Origin of the sequence: Mucilaginibacter sp. cycad4, assembly GCF_034263275.1 — a bacterium.
Classification (GTDB): Bacteria; Bacteroidota; Bacteroidia; order Sphingobacteriales; family Sphingobacteriaceae; genus Mucilaginibacter.
In genome coordinates this window covers 3,762,056-3,783,437 of the sequence record NZ_CP139559.1, presented here as the reverse complement: position 1 = coordinate 3,783,437, position 21,382 = coordinate 3,762,056, and the positions used below count along the sequence as shown (strand labels likewise).

Annotated in this window: 14 protein-coding genes; 9 read left to right on the top strand and 5 right to left on the bottom strand. The window is 45.1% G+C overall.

Annotated elements, in window-relative coordinates:
- Positions 1 to 76: 76 nt before the first annotated feature.
- The 9 genes from SNE26_RS15310 to gldM all read left to right on the top strand — a co-directional run bounded on the left by SNE26_RS15310 (position 77) and on the right by gldM (position 14,752).
- Positions 77 to 1,561: an aldehyde dehydrogenase (NADP(+)) gene (locus tag SNE26_RS15310; RefSeq protein ID WP_321554809.1), complete on the top strand. Its 1,485-nt coding sequence runs from the start codon at positions 77 to 79 to the stop codon at positions 1,559 to 1,561.
- 77 nt (positions 1,562 to 1,638) lie between these two features.
- Positions 1,639 to 3,039, top strand: a complete 1,401-nt coding sequence (locus SNE26_RS15305; RefSeq protein WP_321554808.1) for a Xaa-Pro aminopeptidase — start codon at positions 1,639 to 1,641, stop codon at positions 3,037 to 3,039.
- 408 nt (positions 3,040 to 3,447) lie between these two features.
- Positions 3,448 to 5,748 carry a prolyl oligopeptidase family serine peptidase gene (locus SNE26_RS15300; RefSeq protein WP_321554807.1) on the top strand — a complete coding sequence of 767 codons (2,301 nt, stop codon included), beginning with the start codon at positions 3,448 to 3,450 and terminating at the stop codon, positions 5,746 to 5,748.
- A gap of 23 nt (positions 5,749 to 5,771) precedes the next feature.
- Positions 5,772 to 9,353, top strand: a complete 3,582-nt coding sequence (locus SNE26_RS15295; protein WP_321554806.1) for a family 43 glycosylhydrolase — start codon at positions 5,772 to 5,774, stop codon at positions 9,351 to 9,353.
- Positions 9,354 to 9,514: 161 nt separating this feature from the next.
- A complete protein-coding gene (locus tag SNE26_RS15290) occupies positions 9,515 to 10,804 on the top strand; it encodes an SUMF1/EgtB/PvdO family nonheme iron enzyme (protein WP_321554805.1) in 1,290 nt (429 codons plus the stop codon).
- 5 nt (positions 10,805 to 10,809) lie between these two features.
- Entirely contained in the window at positions 10,810 to 11,718 is a 909-nt protein-coding gene (locus SNE26_RS15285) for a hypothetical protein (protein ID WP_321554804.1), read from the top strand.
- A complete protein-coding gene (locus tag SNE26_RS15280; protein WP_321554803.1) occupies positions 11,715 to 12,341 on the top strand; it encodes a hypothetical protein in 627 nt (208 codons plus the stop codon). Before SNE26_RS15285 ends, SNE26_RS15280 begins: the two co-directional genes overlap by 4 nt.
- Positions 12,342 to 12,367: 26 nt before the next feature.
- Positions 12,368 to 13,165 carry a gliding motility protein GldL gene (gene gldL, locus SNE26_RS15275; RefSeq protein ID WP_321554802.1) on the top strand — a complete coding sequence of 266 codons (798 nt, stop codon included), beginning with the start codon at positions 12,368 to 12,370 and terminating at the stop codon, positions 13,163 to 13,165.
- 51 nt (positions 13,166 to 13,216) lie between these two features.
- Positions 13,217 to 14,752 (top strand): gliding motility protein GldM, encoded by a 1,536-nt coding sequence (gene gldM / locus SNE26_RS15270; RefSeq protein WP_321554801.1) that lies wholly within the window; start codon positions 13,217 to 13,219, stop codon positions 14,750 to 14,752.
- A gap of 180 nt (positions 14,753 to 14,932) precedes the next feature.
- On the opposite strand, the gene SNE26_RS15265 is transcribed toward gldM, so the two are convergent.
- The 5 genes from SNE26_RS15265 to SNE26_RS15245 form a co-directional block, all read right to left on the bottom strand.
- Positions 14,933 to 15,829, bottom strand: a complete 897-nt coding sequence (locus SNE26_RS15265) for a PepSY-like domain-containing protein (RefSeq protein ID WP_321554800.1) — start codon at positions 15,827 to 15,829, stop codon at positions 14,933 to 14,935.
- A 269-nt stretch (positions 15,830 to 16,098) separates the two neighbouring features.
- On the bottom strand, positions 16,099 to 16,719 hold the full coding sequence (locus SNE26_RS15260) for a tetratricopeptide repeat protein (protein ID WP_321554799.1): 621 nt from the start codon (positions 16,717 to 16,719) through the stop codon (positions 16,099 to 16,101).
- Complete coding sequence (locus SNE26_RS15255) at positions 16,707 to 17,885, bottom strand: hypothetical protein (RefSeq protein ID WP_321554798.1); 1,179 nt, start codon at positions 17,883 to 17,885, stop codon at positions 16,707 to 16,709. Before SNE26_RS15255 ends, SNE26_RS15260 begins: the two co-directional genes overlap by 13 nt.
- Positions 17,867 to 20,023: an urea transporter gene (locus SNE26_RS15250; protein ID WP_321554797.1), complete on the bottom strand. Its 2,157-nt coding sequence runs from the start codon at positions 20,021 to 20,023 to the stop codon at positions 17,867 to 17,869. The genes SNE26_RS15255 and SNE26_RS15250 overlap by 19 nt, the downstream gene beginning before the upstream one ends.
- Positions 20,020 to 21,375, bottom strand: coding sequence for a hypothetical protein (locus SNE26_RS15245; protein WP_321554796.1), 1,356 nt, complete (start codon positions 21,373 to 21,375; stop codon positions 20,020 to 20,022). Before SNE26_RS15245 ends, SNE26_RS15250 begins: the two co-directional genes overlap by 4 nt.
- Positions 21,376 to 21,382 lie beyond the last annotated feature (7 nt).

The window sequence follows — 21,382 nt, the reverse complement described above, 5'->3', positions numbered from 1 at the left end:
ACCTCATAAAAGGTTAGATATATTTGCTTGCGCAAAATAATGGCGTAAGCCCTCGTTTTTTACTAAAATATCTGCCATGGCCAACAACTTTAAAGAAGAAAGCACCGAAGAAATAAATATCATCATGCAACAATCGCAAAGCGCGTTTGAGGCTTACCAAAAAACAAGTGCCGAACAAAAGGCCTTTTTTTTGGAGGCTATTGCCGATGAAATAGAAGCAATAGGCGATGCCCTGCTGCAAAAAGCATCCGAAGAAACTAACCTTCCTTTACCCCGCCTAACCGGCGAACGCGCCCGTACCACTGGTCAGCTGCGCATGTTCGCAGGGATGCTGCGTGAAGGCAGCTGGGTTGAAGCGAGTATTGATACCGCACTGCCAAACAGAACACCTTTACCCCGTCCGGATCTCCGCAAAATGCTTGTTCCCCTGGGGCCGGTAGTTGTTTTTGGTGCAAGTAATTTCCCGTTCGCGTATTCAACCGCAGGCGGTGATACGGCCAGCGCGTTGGGCGCAGGCTGCTCGGTAGTGGTAAAAGCTCACCCCGCTCATGCCGAAACTTCCGAAATGGTTTACCAGGCTATTAAAAAAGCGATAGCAAGCAGCAATATGCCCGAGCATATTTTTCAGCATGTACATGGTACATCGTTTGAAAGCGGCAAGGCACTGGTACAGGCCGATGATACGGCCGCTGTTGGCTTTACTGGCTCAACCGTTGGTGGTTTGGCTTTGTTAGATTATTCATGGAAACGCAAAAAGCCTATTCCTGTATTTTCAGAAATGGGCAGCATAAACCCGGTGATATTTTTGCCGGATACATTGAACAAAAACGCCGCCGATCTTGCTGCACAATACACAGGTTCTATTACTTTAGGGGTTGGTCAGTTTTGCACCAACCCCGGCTTAATGCTGGCTATTGAAGGTAAAGGCCTGGATAGCTTCTACAAGTTGCTGGGTAAAGGTATCGAAGATATTAAACCTGCAAAAATGCTGCACGCCGGTATCCATTCGGCTTATGAAAAAAAGAGTGCGGCCGCGTTAGGGCAGAATGGCGTAACCGAAGTGGTAAAATCAGCCACCGAAGCTGTTGACATCGAAGCTCAGCCAACCATAGCGCTGGTAAGCGCCGAAATCTTCCTTGAAAACCACTTGTTACATGAAGAGGTATTCGGGCCGTATTCATTAATGGTGAGTTGTAATGATGAGCAGGAGCTGATCAAAGTATTAAAATCAGTATCAGGCCAGCTGACTGCTACAGTTATGGGTACCGATGATGATTTTGCAGGCCATTCAAGCCTGCTGCAATTATTGCCATCAATAGCAGGCAGGGTATTGTTTAATGGCGTGCCAACGGGTGTTGAGGTTTGCGCCAGTATGGTGCATGGCGGTCCGTTCCCGGCCACTACCGATAGTCGTTTTACAGCGGTAGGCATTAACGCTGCTAAAAGATGGGTACGCCCGGTTTGTTACCAAAACTGCCCGGATGCGCTATTGCCTTTAGCTTTACAACAGGCTAACCCTATCAATATCTGGCGTTTGTTTGATGGCGAATGGAAGAAATAGAACAGCGTTAAGTCAAATTTCAATTATACTTGCACATGCCGGCAGCCTTAAGGTGCCGGCATGTTTAATTTTACATTATGAAACTTCAACTTTTTGATAAGCAGGTTTATGAGCAGCGCCGCAATGTTTTAAAGCAAAACATGGGTGCCAACGGTATCATCGTTTTGTTAGGGAATGAAGATAGCAGCATGAACTATAAAGACAATACCTACCTGTTCAGGCAGGATAGCAGCTTTTTATATTACTTTGGCCTTGATGTAGCCGGTCTGGCTGCTATCATTGATACAGATACTGGAGAAGAAGTGATCTTTGGTAATGATCTAACCATCGACGATATTATCTGGACAGGTACCCTGCCGTCGGTAGGTGAAATGGCCGCTTTGGTGGGCGTTTCACAAACCAGGCCTTATACCGAAGTAAAACATTATATCCATAAAGCGGTTACGGGCGGTCGTCCGGTTCATATTCTTCCGCCTTATCGCCCCGAAAATAAGATCAAATTGGCTGATTGGCTAAACACCAGTCTGGAAAACGTGGCCGGTCGTGTATCGTTACAATTGGTAAAAGCGGTTATAGCCCAAAGGGTGATCAAAACCCCACTGGAAGTTGCCGAAATAGAAAAGGCTGTATCTATCAGCGTTGATATGGAATTGGCCGTAATGAAATATGCCCGTCCCGGTATTAGGGAGTATGAACTGGTTGGCAAAGCGCATGAAGTGGCCATAGCCAATGACTCACGTTTGGGCTATCCGGCCATCATTACCAAACACGGTCAAACCCTGCATACCCATTATTACGGTAATATTTTGGAGGATGGGGATATGGTACTAAGCGATATCGGTGCCGAAAATGCAATGCACTATGGTGGCGACCTTACGCGTACTTTCCCTGTAGGGAAACAGTTCAGCACCCGCCAAAGAGAACTTTATGACGTGGTGCTTAACTCTATGGATCATGCCATCAGTATGCTTAAACCGGGTGTACGCTATAAAGATGTTCATATCCAGGCCTGTCAGAAACTGGCCGAAGGCCTAAAACAGGTAAACCTGATGAAAGGTGACCCTGCCGAGGCCGTTGCCGCTGGTGCCCACGCCATGTTTTTTCAATGCGGCTTAGGCCACATGCTGGGCATGGATACCCATGATATGGAAGACCTGGGCGAACAATACGTCGGTTATACCGATACATTGAAAAAGGAAACCGTTTTCGGCTTAAAATCATTAAGGTTAGGCCGCGAATTGGAAGCCGGTTATGTGCTTACGGTAGAGCCGGGTATCTACATTATCCCCGAATTGATTGACCGCTGGTGGGCTAAAAAGAAATTCACTGAGTTTATTAATTATGATGTGCTGAACACCTATCGTGATTTCGGTGGTATCCGTATTGAAGATAATTTTTTGATAACCGATACCGGTAGCCAGTTATTGGGCAAATATTTGCCTAAAACCCGCCAGGAAATTGAGGCTTTAAGAGGATAGATCAAATAAAACGTGCGGGATTGTGCGATTCCCCTCTTGAGAGGGCCGGAGGGGTGTGTTTCTGCTCTGATAAGCTAATCGCCTAACACAGCCCTGCTCACGCTCTTTCCACTAATAAACCATGAAAAAGCATAAGTAAAGAAATAACTGCCGTATCGACTCACCCCGACTTCGCTGCGCTTGTCACCCCTCTCTACGCAAGCGTAAAGAGGGGATTTTATCCTTATTTTTCTTTACCCTCTTTCCGCCAAAGGCGAAGAGAGGATGGGTCCAGCGTGGCGCAGACCGGGTGAGTCAACTGTGCGCCATACCAATTTGCTTTGTTTTGCTAAATGCCTGCTATGATGTGTTAATTTATGGAAACATCATTTGACCTATGTTGGGTACTTTTACGCAACACTATAACTTATGGCAAGGTACCACCAATATTTACTGTTAACTGGTTTTTTAGCAGCCGCGGGCAAATCAGCCGATGCACAACAAACAAAAGCTACTCCTTATTATCCCACGCATACGGAAGTGCTGCAAAACTATAAAGCAGCCGATGCACTCGATTCTGCATTAAAAAAGGTCCCCTACGTTACCAACGTGCGACCTAACTGGCAGGCGGGTAGCAATCAATTCTGGTACAGTAAAAGAATAGCCAATAATCAAACAGCTTACATTACAGTCGACCCTGAAAAAGGGGCTAAGAAAACGATTTTTGAAAGTAGCCAACTGGCTGCTGAGGTAAGCAAAGCAACAGGCAAACCCGTAAAAGACGGAGGCTTCCGGATTGACGACATGTTTTTTAGTGCCGATAAAAAACAGGCTACTTTTAAAACAAGCAACACCTGGCTTAAGTGCGATCTGGGCACACTGCAATGCAGCAAAACTACCGATACCGTACATCAAAGCTATGATAACGATAAGCCGCTGCAGGTACGCCATTACCGTTGGGAAAATAATACCACCGACTCTGTATCTCCCGATAAACAATGGGCTACCTTTGTAAAAGGTGGTAACATCATTGTAAAATCACTTAAAGGTTCAACCGAAATAAAATTAACTACGGATGGAAATTTGGACAAGCCCTACGGTGAGCTTAGCTGGTCGCCGGATAGCAAGCATTTAGTTGGTTACCGTATCGATCCAAAGAAAACTAAAGAGGTTTATTACCTGCTAAGTTCGGTACCGGGAACCACACGTGCGGTGTTAAAATCACATGAATATGATCAGCCGGGCGATGAATTTACATCCTATCAACAGTATATTTTTAACATAGCTGATAAAAGCGCTATAAAAACCGATGCCGAAAAGATAGATTTTTTTGGTGCTCCGCAACTGCACTGGCGCGATGGCAACAGCCGTTATTTTACCTATGAAAAGGCAGATCGCGGGCATCAGCGTTTCAGGGTTATTGAGGTAGATATTACCAACGGTAAAACCCGCAACATCGTCGATGAAAAAACAAATACTTTCATTTACGAACAGCGGATATTCACTTATTACTGTGTTAAAACACACGAGATAGTTTGGATTACCGAAAAAGACGGCTGGCGTCATATTTACCTGGTTGATGAGCTTAGCGGAAAGGAAAAACTGGTAACCAAAGGTAATTGGGTAGTACGCGATATCGATAGCGTTGACGTAAAGAAAAGGCAGATCTGGTTTAAAGGAAGTGGTAAAAATACAGGTGAAGACCCTTACTTTATGCACTACTACCGGATCGGTTTTGATGGTAAAAATCTTACCGACCTTACCCCTGAGAAAGGGAACCACAGCGTAACTTTCTCGCCCGATAGGAAATATTATATCGATACTTATTCGGAGGTAAACGTAGCTCCCAAAGTATTGCTTAAGAACACTGCCGACCTGAAAACGGTAATGGAACTGGAACATACCGATTTGGCCAGCCTTTTAGCCACCGGCGTCAAATTGCCCGAAGTGTTTGTTGCCAAAGCAAGGGACGGCAAAACCGATATCTGGGGCGTGGTTTATCGCCCGGCAAATATGGATCCTAACAAAAGCTATCCGGTAATTGAAAATATTTATGCCGGTCCGCAGGATTCATTTGTGCCCAAAAGCTTTTCGGTTGTTAACGAGATGCAAAGTATAGCCCAACTGGGTTTTATTGTGGTACAGATGGATGGCATGGGTACGACCAACCGTTCAAAAGTATTTCATGATGTATGCTGGCATAATTTGGCCGATGCCGGTTTTGCAGACCGGATCTTATGGATGCAGGCGCTTGCTGCCAAATACCCGCAGGTTGATATCAGCAGGATAGGCGTTTATGGTACATCGGCAGGTGGGCAAAATTCGGCAGGTGCATTATTGTTTCATCCCGAGTTTTATAAAGCTGCGGTATCTGCCTGCGGCTGCCATGATAACCGCATTGATAAACAATGGTGGAACGAGCAATGGATGGGCTATCCGGTTGGACCGCATTATGAGCAGCAATCAAACATTACCAATGCCGGCAAATTGCAGGGCGACTTGATGTTGATTGTAGGCGAGGCCGATAACAATGTTCCGCCAGAATCAACTTTCCGTTTTGCAGACGCGCTGATCAAAAACAATAAAATGTTTGATCTGCTGGTGGTACCGGGCATGGGACACAGTGATGGCGGCCCTTACGGTCGTAAAAAGAAGCGTGACTTTTTTGTAAAGCACCTGCTCAACGCCGAGCCGCCTGCAAGAAATACAGATGAACTGGCGCATAATTAAATCATATTAGGCAGAGTAGTAAAATGCGTAAATTTCAGTTAACGGTATTTCTTTCATGGTGTTTATGTGTGGCAGCACTAACCGGCTATTCGCAGCAGTCGGCCATAGCTCCGGGTAATGGCAATCCCATTATTCCCGGTTACTTTGCCGACCCTACCGTGAGGAAATTTGGTGATACCTATTACATTTACGCAACTACTGATGGTAACGGCGGCGGGCATGGCCCTTCGCAGGTGTGGACATCCAAAGATTTTGTGAACTGGAGCATGCACGATATGAACTGGCCAACCTCCAATTACTATTGGGCCCCCGATGTTATCAACGGAAATGATGGAAAGTATTACATGTATTACTGCCAGCCGGTTGATATCTATGGCGCGTCATCCACAAGCCCAACAGGGCCCTGGACGCCGCTGCTGCCCGATGGCAAATCAATGATACCCAATTATTTTATTCCCAGGGTGATTACGCTGGATGGGCAAACTTTTAAAGATGACGACGGCAAAATTTATATGTTTTGGGGGGCCTGGGGTATCTACCCCGATCATGGTTGCGGCGTAGGTTTGCTAAACGCAGATATGCACACCTTCGCTAAAACGGCAAAGATCCCCAATACCATTGCCAAAGATTTTTTTGAAGCGCCTTTCATGTTTAAACGAAAGGGGATTTATTATTTCACCTATTCATCGGGGCTTTGCGAAGACTCCACCTACCGGGTGCAATACGCCATCAGCAAAACAGGGCCTATGGGGCCATTTGAGTTTGGCAAAAACAATCCCGTGTTGAGCACTAATAGTGACGGAACTATCCACGGGCCGGGGCATGAGTCGGTGGTGCAGGTTGGGGATGATTTTTATATGGTATATCACCGGCACAATAACCCGCACTCCAACGGGGGCTATCACCGGCAGGTTTGCGCGGATAAGATCGTTTTTGATGTTGATGGTAATATAGAAAAGATCATTCCCACGCATCTTGGCGTAGGCTTGTTAGGCGAGAGTACCATAAAATCCCCCGATGAAGCTTATCAGAAAAAAGTTACCGCTTCTTCTTTTTATAATGAAAATTATAAACCCTCATTTGCGGTTGATAACAACAATGGTACCTTATGGAAACCGGCCGATAACGGTCGTGCCCCGGCGTGGCTTACTATTGACCTTGGCGTGGTAAAAACGGTACAACAGGTTTTAACACAGTTTGAATACGCAACCTGGTATTATCAATACCTGATCGAATCATCAGTAGATGGAAAAAGTTGGACAGCATTTTCAGATCGCCGAAGCAACAAGCAACATGGCTCGCCGATGGTGGATTCCGGGAATACCAAAGCCCGGTATATCCGCCTCACCATAACCGGGACCGAGTATCCCGGTTTGTATAAGGCTGTGTGGAATGTAAAAGTATACAGCGAACGGGTAGCAACCGAGGATGTGATTTTGGCCAGTAAAAAGGAAATATCAAAAAGTGTAACTCCAAAAGAAAAAAGTGGTTTATTAGTGAACCTGGATGCCGATAAGTTCCAGGCGGGGGAAGCTGTAGCTAATTGGACCAACAATGGAACATTAGGAGGGGATTTTGAAGCAAGCGGCAAACTTCCGGTTGTTGATATCATAGCAGGTAAAAAAGCATTGGTATTTAATGGCACCCAAGTGCTTGAATCGTCTGCCGGTGTACCACGTTCACTTACAGGTAATAACAGTTACACGGTATCATACCTGGTTTACGCCGATAAGATTAAAGACGAAGACCCGGTATTAAGCTGGACAAACGGCGAATCTGATCATCGCAGTGCTACTTTTGGTTTCGGCAGTAACCGCACGGCAGGTGCGGTACAGCATTTCGGTGTTTCCGACTTCCAATACAAAACTATGCCCAATGCCGGGAAATGGCACCAGGTGGTAGTTACGTTTGATGGCTCGTTTGAAAAACTGTTTGTTGATGGCGAGCTAAACAATAAAGAAAACAAGATGCTGTTTTTACAGCGTGCAGATAAGTTTATCATCGGCGCTAAAACAAACCGCTCGGCATATTTTTCGGGTGCTATCTCATCAATCAAAATTTATGACAGTGCATTGCCCGATAGCGTGATTAAGCAATCGGCCCTGCATCTTGCAAAGTCAGACGTTGTTGTTTACCTCGATGCCTCAAAACTTAATTACGGCCAGGTTCAAAAATGGGCAAACAACGGCGATGCGGGTGGCGCGTTCCAGCCTGCCGATGAAAAAGCACCCGAGGTGAACGATGTAGCCGGTAAAATAGCCGTTAATTTTAACGGGAAGCAATCTCTTGTATTTAATAATGACCTTACTGCGGCAATGAATAACAGGGGGGATTACAGTCTTGCCTTAAGTGTTTATCAAAGTACATCAACGCAAAATGGGGCGATCCTGAAATCGCAATCAATTGCCAGGTCTTTTATAACCGCCGGCAAATATTTAGGTGCCGGGCAATGGCACTATATCATTAAAACAGTAAGCGGGAGTATAACTAAACAATATGTGGATGGTGTGCTGGTGCCGACAGATGGAAAGGCCGTTAACCTTACCGGTAGTTTATTGCTGGGCGATGGTTTCAGGGGAGCAATAGGTAGTCTTGTGGTCTATAAACATAGTTTGTCACCGACTGAAGTTAAATTGTTGAGTCAGGGATGGAAACAGAATTATCACTCACCGGTTAACGGAGCCCTGACATTCAAATCCGCTCCGAAAGCCATAACGCCCACTATGGTGGATATGCAGGCACCGGAATATACTTCGGTAAAGTCAAATCTTCAGTATGATTTTATCAATGAGGTTGATTGCAATAAATCAAGCGGCTGGCAGGCAGATCCGCATTATATCAGTTATGGGCTTACAGCCGATAAAAATTATAGCTACTCCTTTAAAGTGAAAGATAATCATGGCAATGTAAGTTCAAAAACAGCGGCGTTGCCGGTAAGTACATCATCGTCATCGTTCAATGTTATTACAGATGGGTTTACTGTAAATAAAGATTTCGTTGCTGATGGTACAGTCGGCACCATATGGAGCGGCTTGATTGGCGGGGGAGATAAACAGGAGGGTAAGGTCTTCGGCAGTGATAATGCGCTTACACTGGAATCAAAAGGCTCAAACTGGGATGGGAACTTGCCTTACGGCCCGTTTTTGTACAGTAACGTTTCGGGCGATTTTGTAGCCGAGGTAGAGGTAAGTGATGTAAGCGGCCTTAAAGAAAAAAAGGTTGCCGGAAACAGCGATATGGGCTTGATGGTACGGAAAGCCGGACAACCCGGTACTGAAGGCAGCGAAAACCTGATCCAGAACAGCATTTTCCCGGCCTGGAATTGCGGCAACATGCTCACCAATTTTAAAACCGGCGACCGGATGCAAACCAACACCCAAGCTGGCTGGAATTATAATCGCCACCTCCAGATCCAAAAATCGGGCGATCTGTTTTACATCAGGAGCAGCAGCGATGGCATTCATTGGGCTGACCTGCCCGGAAGCCCGGTGGTACGCCCTGATTTAAATGGCAGTGAATTGCAAATAGGGCTTTACCACAGCACTTATGGTCCGCACCGTTCATATGTTAAATTCTCCAATTTTAAACTCATCACCAGGAAATAAACCGCTTAAAATAACGGTTCATCGATAATATGGAATGCTTTATCGACACATAGCACTTCTTAACAGCGCCTTCATTCATATTTGATCATTGTTTAACCAACTCAATCAATAATCATTATATGAAATCATTCTGACTTAACTAATTCTTAATTAATTGTCGAATGAGATCGTCTGTTCCAATAACAGGATTGCTGCTGCTGATGCTCAGCGCCTGCCAGCCAAGTATTTATAATACACCCAGAACACGCGCTGTTTCTGTAAAACGGCTTATCCCACCGCAAGGGATGGTTTACATTCCGTCGGGAACGTTCATGTATAAAATGCTGAACGATGACAAGGCCGAACAACGCAAGGTAAGCGTTAGCGCCTTTTTTATTGATAAAACCGAGGTAACCAACAAGCAGTACCAGGCTTTTGTAAACTGGGTTGCCGATTCGGTAGCCATTACCGACTATCTCCATGACGATTCCTTTTTTATGCCCGCAACAGGCGCAACCGTAGGAAGTACAGGTAAAGAACAAAGGCTGATAGATTGGAGCAAGGTTAACAAGATTTCCCCCCTCTGGAAAAAGGCCCCGCCCGAAGTTAAAGAGAAGCTGGCTCCGATGATGACGATGATTAACGGCGTGCGGGTGCCTAATCCGGAGCTTGTTGTTTACCGGTTTTACTACATCAGGATGGATGGGGTTAAAAACAATGAGTACATGATGGATACTGTAAGTGTTTATCCTCATGAGGCGGTATGGTCGGCAGATTTTCCTAATGCCCAAATGACGGTTATGGATGCCAATTACTTCACCAACAAGATCTACGAGTACAATCCGGTAGTTGGCGTAACCTGGAAACAGGCCAGGGCTTATGCCGACTGGCGTGGTACCCAGCTCAGGCTCATGATCAAGAACAATCCCAACCTGCGCAATTTCAAACTTAGCTTTAGTTTGCCTACCGAAGCGCAATGGCAATTTGCTGCTGAAGCAAAGCCGAACCCTAATGATACTACCGATCATACGGTGAAAACTACCATTGATAGGGCAACAGGCAAGGAGCAGCTTTCGCTCAATTTTAAACAGGGCGAGGGCAGTTACGCCAGCGATGGATCGACATTTACACTTCCCGTTACTTCGTATACGCCCAACGCTTTCGGTATTTATAACATGGCGGGCAATGTATCTGAGTGGACACTTGATGCCTACAGTCCTTCTTCATCACAACTGGTGAACGACCTTAACCCGGCTTTGCTGTACGATGCAACCAGTAAGGATGCCATGCTGATGCGCCGAAAGGTAGTGCGCGGGGGATCATGGAAAGACAATGGCGAAATGCTGAATACAGACACCCGTAGTTTTGAAGACCAGGAGGCCGCTCATTCCTACATAGGCTTCCGCTGCGTAATGTCTGCCTTTGAACTCACCGGCGAGCAGGTTAAAACCAGGAAATACACTAAAAAGTAACAATCATGAACATGTTAAAAAAAGTAACTGCAGTAGTCCTACTGCTTATGGGGACCTGCATTCATAAAAATTTTGCCCAGGCACTGCCGGATAGCTCGGTAACTGATACGCTGCCCTCGTTTGACAGCTATCTGCAAAAGGCCGATCTGAGTAAGGCAAGGCCGTTTCCATATCCTAAAACCAATCCGGCAAATATCAGGATGTATGCCAGGATCTGGCGGGTTATTGATCTGGCCGACAGCTCGAACGCTATATTGTCCATCCCCGGTCATTCATTGATGGAAGCCATCATGAAAGGACTAATGAAAGGTAAGCTTACACCTTATGAAAAGGACGATTTTAAAAAGAAGCTGACCGCCAAACAGGGATCGATGCGCTTTACCGATTCGGTACTGGTACCCAAGTTTGATAAGGACGGCAACCAGATCTCGTCGAAAATGGTGCTTAACGATTTCAATCCAGATAGGATAACCCGCTTCAGGATTGAAGAGGATGTTTATTTCGACAGGCAGCGGGGCAAGGTAGATACGCGCATTGTAGGCCTCGCGCCCATGATGAATATCACCGGCTCTGCCGATCTGCCTGCAAACATGTCGTCGGCACCGGCATTCTGGCTCTACTTTCCACAGTTACGCTTTGCATTGGTGCAGGAGGATGTGAGCGAGCCGGATAAAGGAATTTTTGATGTTACGCTCGATGACGTTTTTATGCAGCAAAAATTCTCAGCCTACCTCATCAGGCAATTCTCGCCGGGCAATGCAGAAAGCGGGCAGCTTGATCCCGGTAGCCCCGAAGCTATTAAGCTGCAACAAAAAATTGCCGACCTGAAAAAGAACATCTGGAAAAATCCATGGGGAATTAATGATAAGAACCTGGTTAATCAAACTCAAACTAATAAGGAGGAAAAGCCATGACAACGCAAATCAGATTATTGAAAGATTTTATGTGGTGGATGCTGTTTGTAGGTTTTTTGGGCTACTGCGGCAGGGCAAGCGCACAGGTATTACCCGAATACAGCGCTTTTCCCAAAAATTCAATAGGCCTGCAATTGGGCACACAGGGAATAGGCATCCAGGGAACATCAGCTTTTGGCAGAATGTTTAATGCCAGCGTAGGATTTAACACCGTACCCGATATCACTGTGCAGTATAACGGCCGCGATCTTAACCTTAACCGCACATCAGTTTATGGCATTGTCGACTGGCAGCCGATGTATGGCAATACCGACTGGCTCTCGCGCAAATGGTATGTTTCGGCCGGGATCAGCTACTATTTTAACAATACACTGTACCGTGAGGGAGCGGGCACAACCCCCAATTATTATATCTACATGTCAAAACTGCGGCCCTATATAGGTACAGGTTTGGGCAACATGCGCTTGGGCCACAATATAGGCCTCCGTACTGATTTTGGGTTTTTTATTCCCACAAGTTCGGCCACATCAACCTATGACGATAAAGCTCAAAAAGTGAGCAGCGGCCTGCGCGGATTATTGCCGGGGATGAACGCCGCGGTTACGCTTTACTACCGATTTTAATTGATTAACCTTTAAATATTAAGAAAATGAAAAAGATCAAAATTAACTGGCTGCACGTAGCCATATCATGGGGCGCCAGTATCGTAATCCTTGGTGCTATGTTTAAAATTAACCACTGGGGAGGCCAGGCCGGTACTTATATGATAGGCTTAGGACTTACAGTTGAGGCCATGCTGTTTTTTACTCTCGGTTTTTTCCCGCCGGCACAGGAGCCCGAATGGGAAAGGGTATACCCCGAACTGGCTGTTGATTATGAGGGAGGGCCGGTAAATAAGTCGCGGATGATGCCTGTAGCAGGGGGCCAAACCGCTGCGCTTGATAAGCTTTTAACTGATGCTGACCTGAACGAGCTAAGCATCAGCAGGCTTGGTGAAGGCTTGAAAGTGTTTGCCGAAAAGGTTGACCGTATCAATACCATTGCCGATGTTTCATTAGGTACCGATGAGTTTTCGGTAAAGCTAAAGCAGGCGGCTTCTAAATTCGATTTGTTTGGGATAGCTTTTGAGCGGGCTACATCGGGCCTGTCGGCTATGGCTGATAGCCGGGCCGATACCAACGCCTACCAGTTACAGGTGGCAAAGCTTACCGGTAACCTGGTACAGCTCAATGCCCTTTACGAGTCGGAACTGAAGGGGGCCGATGAAAACCTGAAACAGGTAAATAATTTTTACCACGGGCTAAGCAAAACGCTGCAAAACCTCAATGAATCGGCCGATGACAGCAGGCAGTTTAAGGACGAGGTTAACAAACTGGCCAAAAATATATCGGCACTGAACGTTTTTTATGCCAATATGCTTTCGGCGATGAACCAGCCGCGTGTGTAATTGCAGGGCCAGGTATTAATGGTTTAGTATAAATTTTAATCAGATAAAGAAATGGCTATTGCAGGAAAGGAAACTACCAGGCAAAAAATGATCAATATCATGTACCTGGTACTGTTGGCAATGCTGGCGTTAAATGTATCTTCATCTATTTTAGATGCCTTTAAAACCATCAACGATAGCTTAACTGCTTCGGCGGCTAACGTTGGTAATTCGGTGCAGCAATTGTTTACAGCATTTGAACAAACCCGGCTTAAGGAATCGCCCGAAAGGGCGGCCCCGATCTATCAAAAGGCAAAAGCGGCCCAACGGGTAAGTGCGGAGTTAAACGACCTCATTACGAAGATCAAAAATGAGCTGATCACTCAAAGCTCGGGCTATGATGAGCTTACCGGCGATTTAAAGGAGCGGGACAACCTCGATATTGGTTACAATGTGATGATCAACAAAAAACGGGCTAAGGCGCTCAAAGAAAAGATCAATGATATCCGCGAAAAGCTGAAACTGTTGCTTGGTAAAGAGGATAGCAGTTCCGTGTCATTTACATTGAATGCTAATGATCCTGTTAAACACAACGGAAGCGCTAAAACCTGGGAGGAATTGAATTTTGGTGAAGGTGTGCCGGTGACGGCCGATTTTACCATACTTTCAAAAATACAGGCTGATAACAAAAATGCCGAATCGGAGGTAGTGAAAAAGATCCTGGGTAAAATGGACAGGGCTATCGTGAACCTGGATAAGTTTGAAGCAGTAGCCGTAGCGCCAACTTCATATCTCATCCAGGGGCAGCCTTACAAGGCACAGGTTTTTTTAACCGCCTATGATTCCCGCTCAACTCCGCAAATGGAAGTTGGAGGCAGCCCGATCAGTGTTACCGATGGCAGGGGCGTATATAATGCTTCAACCGACAGGGAAGGTGTTTTTAGCTGGAAGGGTACCATCAAAGTAAAACAAACAGACGGGAGCATAAAAACCTACACCACGCCCGAGCAGCAATATATGGTTGCCCGGCCATCGGCAGTGGTGTCGCCCGATAAAATGAATGTTTTTTATATCGGCGTAGATAATCCGGTATCCGTTTCGGTGCCCGGAATCCCGTCAAAAAATATCAGGATAGGTATTTCTGCGGGTTCGTTAAACGGAACTTCCGGTAAGTATGTGGCGAGGGTAACCAGTCCGGGTATGGTAACTGTAACGGTATCGGCCGAGATCTTTCCCGGTAAAACAGAGGTGCTGAGCCGTACGCAGTTCAGGGCTAAACGGATCCCTGACCCCATCGCCAAATTTTCGGGCAGATCAGGCGGGGGAGTACCAACCGTAGCTCTAAAAGCTCAGGACGCCATTTACGCCACACTGGACAATTTTGACTTTGATGCACGTTTTAAAATAACCCGCTTCAGTTTGATCATTGCCAACCCGCGCGAAAGCGCATCGGTTCAGGTTACTTCGGGGAATGCTTTAAGCAACGAAATGCAGGCTTCGCTCAGCAGTATCAAACCGGGCTCGCATGTGATTTTTGATAACATTATTGCGGTTGGCCCGGATGGTGCCCCACGGCAGTTGGCGCCGGTGGCTTTAACCGCTAATTAGCAGAAAGCGAAAAGCCGAAGGCTTAAAGCCTGATTACGTTGTGCGGAATTGATTTGAAGAAATATATAATAGACCGGCTTTTAGCTTTAATCCTTCCGCTTTTGGCGCTAATAAAAAAGCAAGTAAGCCATGTTTAGTTAAAAACATGGCTTACCATAACAGCGCTATATCGATTAATGTTTAGTGGATAGGCAGGGCTTTAACAAATGTACCTGATGCGTTAAAAAGTATAGCGTATTTGGTACTGTTGGATGTAATGAACACAACGTAACCTTGTAAGGTGCCGCCAGAGCTTTCTGAAAATGCTTTATCAAATACATAACCAGGGTAGGTAGTGGTTAGGTAAGTGGTAATAGCGGCCGGCAGATTGGCTTCGGTTACAGCAGCGTGTTTCAAATAGTGTTTCTCTATCTGAACACGTTTAACCAGTTTGCCAGCGGCAGTTACGGCAGTTGAGTACAGTACACCATTTTTGCTGATCAATATGTACACATTATCAGGTGTAACAGATGCATGCAGTAAGGTATCGGTTGGATAAGTGGTTGAAAAATAACTGCTAACGGCAGTAGGAAGGGCCGAAATAGCAACAGTGTCGCGGTGTTTACCGTCACGGTTGTCAAATGGGCCGCCCAGGTGCCATCCCGGTCCTTTAAGGTCCCGGCCTTCGCGTTGCTCAAGGGTGCTTACAAACGTACCGGCGGCAGTAAACTTAAGGCCAACCAGGGCACTGTTGTACTTGATCACCACAATGTAGTTAACAACTATGCTGGCGCTGTCAATAGTGTAAGCTTTTTTGAATGTATAGCCACTGTAATTGGTTGTTAAATAGGTGCCAATGGCGGTAGGCAATGCGCTAAAAGCAACGGTGTCTATTTTGTCATGTTTGCCGTAGCAGCCAACCATGTAAACACTGTCTGTTGTGGTTCCGGATGCAAGGCTGATAGCTATGGCACCCGTTGAGCTAATGGTTGATGAAGAAACGCTGGCCGAAGCTGATTTTGAAGCGTTCTCCTTTTTGCATGATGCCAGGCCAATTATTGTGCCCAGCATCAATAGTGAAGCGTAAAAGGATTTCATTTTTTTGGTTTAATTTAAATTGATAATTAGCGCTGTCTTTTGCGGACAGGTTTAATTAAAATTAAACCGGAAAGCGAGTTCATCGGATGATTGTGTCGATAAACGCAGGATTTAAATCGACGTATGAAGATAGTTGTTTTAAAAAGTAGAGACGCATAATTGCGTCTACCGTAGGACAAGCCGCTTTAAATTGACGGTCAGTAAACCGTAATTTGAATGCGGGAGACGCAATTATGCGTCTCTACGTAATTAAAATGTTTTATTATTTCTCAATTACACCGGGCCAGTCCATCAGTACTTGAAGCATCGGCAGGTTTAATGATGAGTGCTTTTTCAAAAAAAGGTTTTGCTTCTGCTTTTTTTCCGGCCATGAGCATTGACCAGGCCAGCATGTGGTTGCCATCGTAATCAAATGGGTAAAGGGTTACTACCGCTCTGAAAAGCTTGATGGCTGGCTCATATTGTTTGCGGTTATAATAAATTACGCCGCCCCAATAATTTGCCTGGGTGTTTTGAGGGTCGATTTTAAGGATAGCGAGATATTGCTCCAGTACCTTATCCCAGCTTTGCAAAAAGGAGAGGGGCTTTACATAACCAAATTTGGCCTCGATAGCGCCGGGTTTGAGGTTAACCGCTTTTTGATAATAAGTTTGCGAGGCCGTGTAGTTTTTATTGAGGTAATGGAGCCAGCCCAGCCTGATGGTTATCTCATAGTTATTTTCCGAATAGTAGGGATAAATATCGGCAATGGCTGCAACGTAGTTTTTATTTAATTCATTGGTATAACTGTTGTGAAAAGCTTTTTGAAGCACCGCATTTGTTTGTGCCTGCAATTGTGCTGCAAATACAAATAAAAAAATGGCAATAAATGTCTTCTTTAAAATTTCCATGTTATACCTAACGTAACAGAGTTTTGGTTGTAGTTAACAGTGCGGTAAACGTCTGTTTTCTTTTCATAAAAGTAATTTAAATTCAGTAAGGCATGGTTACCTAACTGGTAAAAAACGCTTTCACCGCATTTAAATTTTGTAGGGTCGATGGCATTATACACATAAAGTCCGTCGGCATCCAGGTAATCATCCTGGTTGCCAAAAGTGGCAGCTGTTTCCAGCCAGGTTTTGTTTAATACTTTAAACCCAACCGACTGGCCGTAAATGAAATGAGTTACTCCGCTTAAATTCGATATTGATGCCCTGCTTATGGTGTATAAATTCAGGTTTCCCAGCGGATAAAAATCTACTTTGGCATCATATTGTTTTAAAGTTTTCTCAATCAACCTTCCAAAGTTAATATCACCCTGCAAATCAACATAACGGGTATCATATTTTATTCCTAACAAGCCAAGGTTACTTTGGTAAATATTGCTCCGGTAACTGGTATGCAGATAATGGTAAGATCCCAGTAAACTTATGTTTTTACTCAAAGAGTATTTGGCTTTAGCATAATATTCAACCTGCCTGTCGGTTTTACCTGTTTGGTTAAAGTAATCAATATAGCCCGATCTGAATATATTCTGCTTGAAAAACATAAACGACTGATCAAGTTGTAATCGCCACGATAACCGGATACCGAAACCCGCGCGCTCAAAAAAGCCGTTATCACGCTCATCATTATTGGGGAGTTTTATACCGCTTTCCAAAGCTGCATCCGTTACACCAAAGGGTGATAGTTTGATGGCACGCAGGGTTTCCTTATCTAAATGTGACGCATTATAAAACGCAGCGTTATTATTGTTGATATAGGTGTTGCAGTAGTAAGCATACAAACGTGCCGTGGTATTGTGCGGATCTTTATGCAACACCCGATCAAACTGGCTGATAGCCGCTTTGTAGTTGCCGGTAAGCATGTAAGCATATCCGCATTTAAAACGCAAAGGGGGAGAGTCAAGACTATCGGCAACTGTATTGTTAACAAAGCTGATGAGTTGTTTCCAGTCGCCGGCATTGTATAGCTGTTCAGCGGTACTATCGGCCACGGCAGCTTTATTATCCTGTGCGCGGGCCACAAGGGTAGCAAATATCAGGACGAAAAGAAGGGTTAATTTTCTGTACTCCATTGTGCTTCAATATGCTTACCGTTTATATTTATGATGAAGGCTTGCAGGCTGCCATGATCTACAAAAACTGTTGATTCGGCAAGTGGTATTGTTTTACCTGCAATTTCCTGGTATTGTTTGGATACAATGTTTAATCCTGCTTTTTTTACCTGGATGCCGCTTTTGTATTTTACCCCGATGAACCGGTAAAACGGTGCGGTAAAATCCTGCAGCCAAAGCAATAGTTTATTGCTGGTGAGCGATACAGGAAACTCATCGCTTGCCTGGATGTACCCTGCATCGTTAAAAATAACTTTATAGGCAGCAATATAAAAATAGTGGAGCAATGATGTTTTATCGCCATAAAAACTGGTGAAGTAAAACATAGTACCGTTATTGATAAAATAAGCAACGGCGCCGGTTGTTTTGCTGTAAATGTAAGACTGGTTCAAAGCATCTTTGAAAATTTCCCACTCTTCGGTTGCACCATTTTCGGCTATTAGTTTAGCTACAAAACCGGGTTGAAGGTCAAATGCTTTTTTGAGCGATACATTTATCTCCGGATTACTTATCAGCTCATTTTCATTAGGAACAGTGTAGCTTTCGAGGCTGTTTTGATTGTCCTTTTTGTTAAAATAATAAGCAAATGGATAGGACAATGTTTTGGAGCCGATATAAGGCGTTGCCTGCAACTGAAAATGCAAATGCGGCTCGGGTGACCGGCCCGAATTACCGCAGAACCCCAGCAGGTCACCTTGCTTAACAGTATCGCCTGGTTTAACCTTTATGGAGTTTTTTTTGAGGTGCGAAAGTTTGGAATAAAGCCCCTCAGCATGGCGGATCACTACCGTATTGCCCCAATTTTCCTTCAGGTTTTCTTCGCTTATGTCGTTATCTTCTACGTGGTTTACTACCAGTTCAACAACGCCATCGCCGCAGGCCAGTACCGGTTTGTTAAAACAATAGAAATGCTCGGGAAGGGTGCCGGGATATTGAAACGTTTTTTGTTCATCGTCGGTGATCACAAAATCAAGCGCCTGGCCCCATTCGCCTTTGTGGGTAATAGCCCCATTATAACCCTGCGATACTGTCCAGTACCCCATAAATGGCAAACTGAGCCTGATGTATTTCAGATCGTTGAGCCTGTTTTGCAGGTTCAAAACATGATAAAGGTTTTTTTCGGGTGAGTAATGTTGTGCTGTGGTGAGCTGCAATTTGGGGTGATGGCCAATCAGTATTAAAAAATAAAGAAGGCTGATATTAAGCACACAAAACGGTAACGAAAAAATAGGCAGTGCATGCAGGGCCATGAGCGTTGTAAGCGCATTAATGAGCACAAAGCCTAATGGAATACAAAGAATTGCCAGCAGGTAAGAGCGTAACGAAGGGATGGTAAAAAAGCTCCCGATTGCCATGGACGCCATCATTAAATTGGCGCCCAAATGGTAATAGCTGATACCTTCGGGATAAGTGTGTGTGATACCGTTTAAGCCACAGGCAGTTAAAAAGCTAATAATAAGCAGGCTGAATGCTATGCGCGAATGTACAAGGATCCCCAAGGCAATAAGTATTCCCGCTATAATATTATGCTGAAACAGAACCGCACTTAATGAGCGAAAAAATAAGCTTAACAGTTTCGGTAACGCAGTAGCAAGATAACCTTCGGCCCCGGCAAGGTTACCCGGACCGGTGTAAATTTCCTCGAGCAGGGAACTGCTTTTTTGCAAAATACCTGTGTTGAAAATGCTGTTAGATGCAAGCGATACAAGCCAAAATATAAGTATAAACGGCAGTGAGAGTATTGGCAGGCCGGCTTTCTCCATACGCCTTGATATAATGATAGTGGCGAGGACTACCATGAAGCAGGCAACCGGGAGCCAGCTTATAAAAATAAGGTTAACCTGAAAAAAAGCACCAAATGCTATCCCCAGTAATAAACTATTGAAACTGTAGATTCCGGCACGGTAATGCTCGCCATCCTGTTTTAGTAGTTTTGTTATCAGTAAAGAAAAAACGACACAGCCCAGGCCGGCAAAGCCTGATACCGGGTTGAAGAATGATACCAGCAGCAAAATAATCCCCAATACCCGGTTTTGCGAAAAAAACAGCACCGAATAGGAATTGATGACGGTTTTTATGAATGCTGGAATTTGCTTCACTTGTTGTTATTTAAATGAGCGGGTACTAACTCAGGTTTGGCAGTATATTCCAATGTTTCGTTTTTGCGGATGAGGTGCGTGCGCAATTTCTCGTCTATCAATACAACAGCAGGCCTTAATGTAATAAATTGCATCCATTGTGTCATGTTGTAAGCACCAACCTTGTGCACTACTACCTGGTCACCGGCGTTTAGGAGGGGCAGGTTAATGCTTTCCCTGATCACATCAATGTTCATGCAAAGCGGCCCATATATTACCATGTTTTCGGTATGTGCCGTAAAATCCTGTGCAGGGCTTACCTGATGTTCATACCAAAAAGATGTAAACAGGATATTGACCCCAAAATCAACAATGGCGGCGCCTTTGCCATTGGCTAAACGTTTGTTGGCAATAACAGTGCCCAGCAGGTACCCGGCATCATCTATCAAAACGCGTCCGCTTTCCAATATCAGCAGCGGTAGGTCATCATTGGCAAAGCCAAAATTGAGCAAAGCCGAGGTTATTGCTTCAGCAAAATCATCAATCGTCGGCACGGTATCGTTCCCCGGCAGGTAAGCACCTTTTAGTGTATTGGTTGAGGGGAAACCGCCTCCCAGATCAAGATATTCTATTTTATGATTAAGCTCGGCCTGGCAGCGCACAGCCAGTTCGGCCAGTTTATTAGCTGCTATGCCATAAGCATCGGCAGAAAGCATAAAGGTACCGATATGGCAATGCAGGCCCACTAATTGCAGGCTTCCCGAGCTTATGATTTTTGAAACCGCCGACCAGGATTCCCCATTTTCATAGTTAAAACCAAAGCGGTCCCAAAGGGGGTAAACGCCGGTATCCATATTTACACGGATGGCTACGCGCGGCTTATTGGCCAGGTTTTTACTTAAAGTAAGCAACAAATTAAGCTCATCGAAATGATCAATGTGGATTAATGAATCATGCTCGATGGCCAGCTGCAGATCGTTGATGGATTTCCCCGGTCCGTTAAAAATGATCTTGTTGCCAGGTACGCCATTGCCCAGCGCTTTACGGTATTCAAAGCCCGAAACAACCTCGGCCCAGCTACCCTCCTGGTGAAAGATCTGGCAAACGGCGTTGAGGTAATTGGTTTTATAGCTCCATGCAAATTGTACTTTTGGGTAACGGGTACTAAAAGCGCGGTATGCCGCCCGGTAGTTTTTACGGATTTGTTTTTCGGACAATACAAACACCGGCGAACCGTAGTTTTCGATCAAGCTTTTAACCGAAACGCCATCAATGCTTTTAACAGGCTGCACACCGGTGCGGGAGCCAAATTTATTCAGCGCACCGGCATGTAGTTTTTTTATATATGGTTTTTCGTATGGCAGCTTTTCCATTATTATA

Bases quoted from the DNA above. Each gene is read 5' to 3' on its own strand.
- SNE26_RS15310 (WP_321554809.1), top strand. From the start codon at position 77: ATGGCCAACAACTTTAAAGAAGAAAGCACCGAAGAAATAAATATCATC.
- SNE26_RS15305 (WP_321554808.1), top strand. From the start codon at position 1,639: ATGAAACTTCAACTTTTTGATAAGCAGGTTTATGAGCAGCGCCGCAAT.
- SNE26_RS15300 (WP_321554807.1), top strand. From the start codon at position 3,448: ATGGCAAGGTACCACCAATATTTACTGTTAACTGGTTTTTTAGCAGCC.
- SNE26_RS15295 (WP_321554806.1), top strand. From the start codon at position 5,772: ATGCGTAAATTTCAGTTAACGGTATTTCTTTCATGGTGTTTATGTGTG.
- SNE26_RS15290 (WP_321554805.1), top strand. From the start codon at position 9,515: ATGAGATCGTCTGTTCCAATAACAGGATTGCTGCTGCTGATGCTCAGC.
- SNE26_RS15285 (WP_321554804.1), top strand. From the start codon at position 10,810: ATGAACATGTTAAAAAAAGTAACTGCAGTAGTCCTACTGCTTATGGGG.
- SNE26_RS15280 (WP_321554803.1), top strand. From the start codon at position 11,715: ATGACAACGCAAATCAGATTATTGAAAGATTTTATGTGGTGGATGCTG.
- gldL (WP_321554802.1), top strand. From the start codon at position 12,368: ATGAAAAAGATCAAAATTAACTGGCTGCACGTAGCCATATCATGGGGC.
- gldM (WP_321554801.1), top strand. From the start codon at position 13,217: ATGGCTATTGCAGGAAAGGAAACTACCAGGCAAAAAATGATCAATATC.
- SNE26_RS15265 (WP_321554800.1), bottom strand. From the start codon at position 15,829: ATGAAATCCTTTTACGCTTCACTATTGATGCTGGGCACAATAATTGGC.
- SNE26_RS15260 (WP_321554799.1), bottom strand. From the start codon at position 16,719: ATGGAAATTTTAAAGAAGACATTTATTGCCATTTTTTTATTTGTATTT.
- SNE26_RS15255 (WP_321554798.1), bottom strand. From the start codon at position 17,885: ATGGAGTACAGAAAATTAACCCTTCTTTTCGTCCTGATATTTGCTACC.
- SNE26_RS15245 (WP_321554796.1), bottom strand. From the start codon at position 21,375: ATGGAAAAGCTGCCATACGAAAAACCATATATAAAAAAACTACATGCC.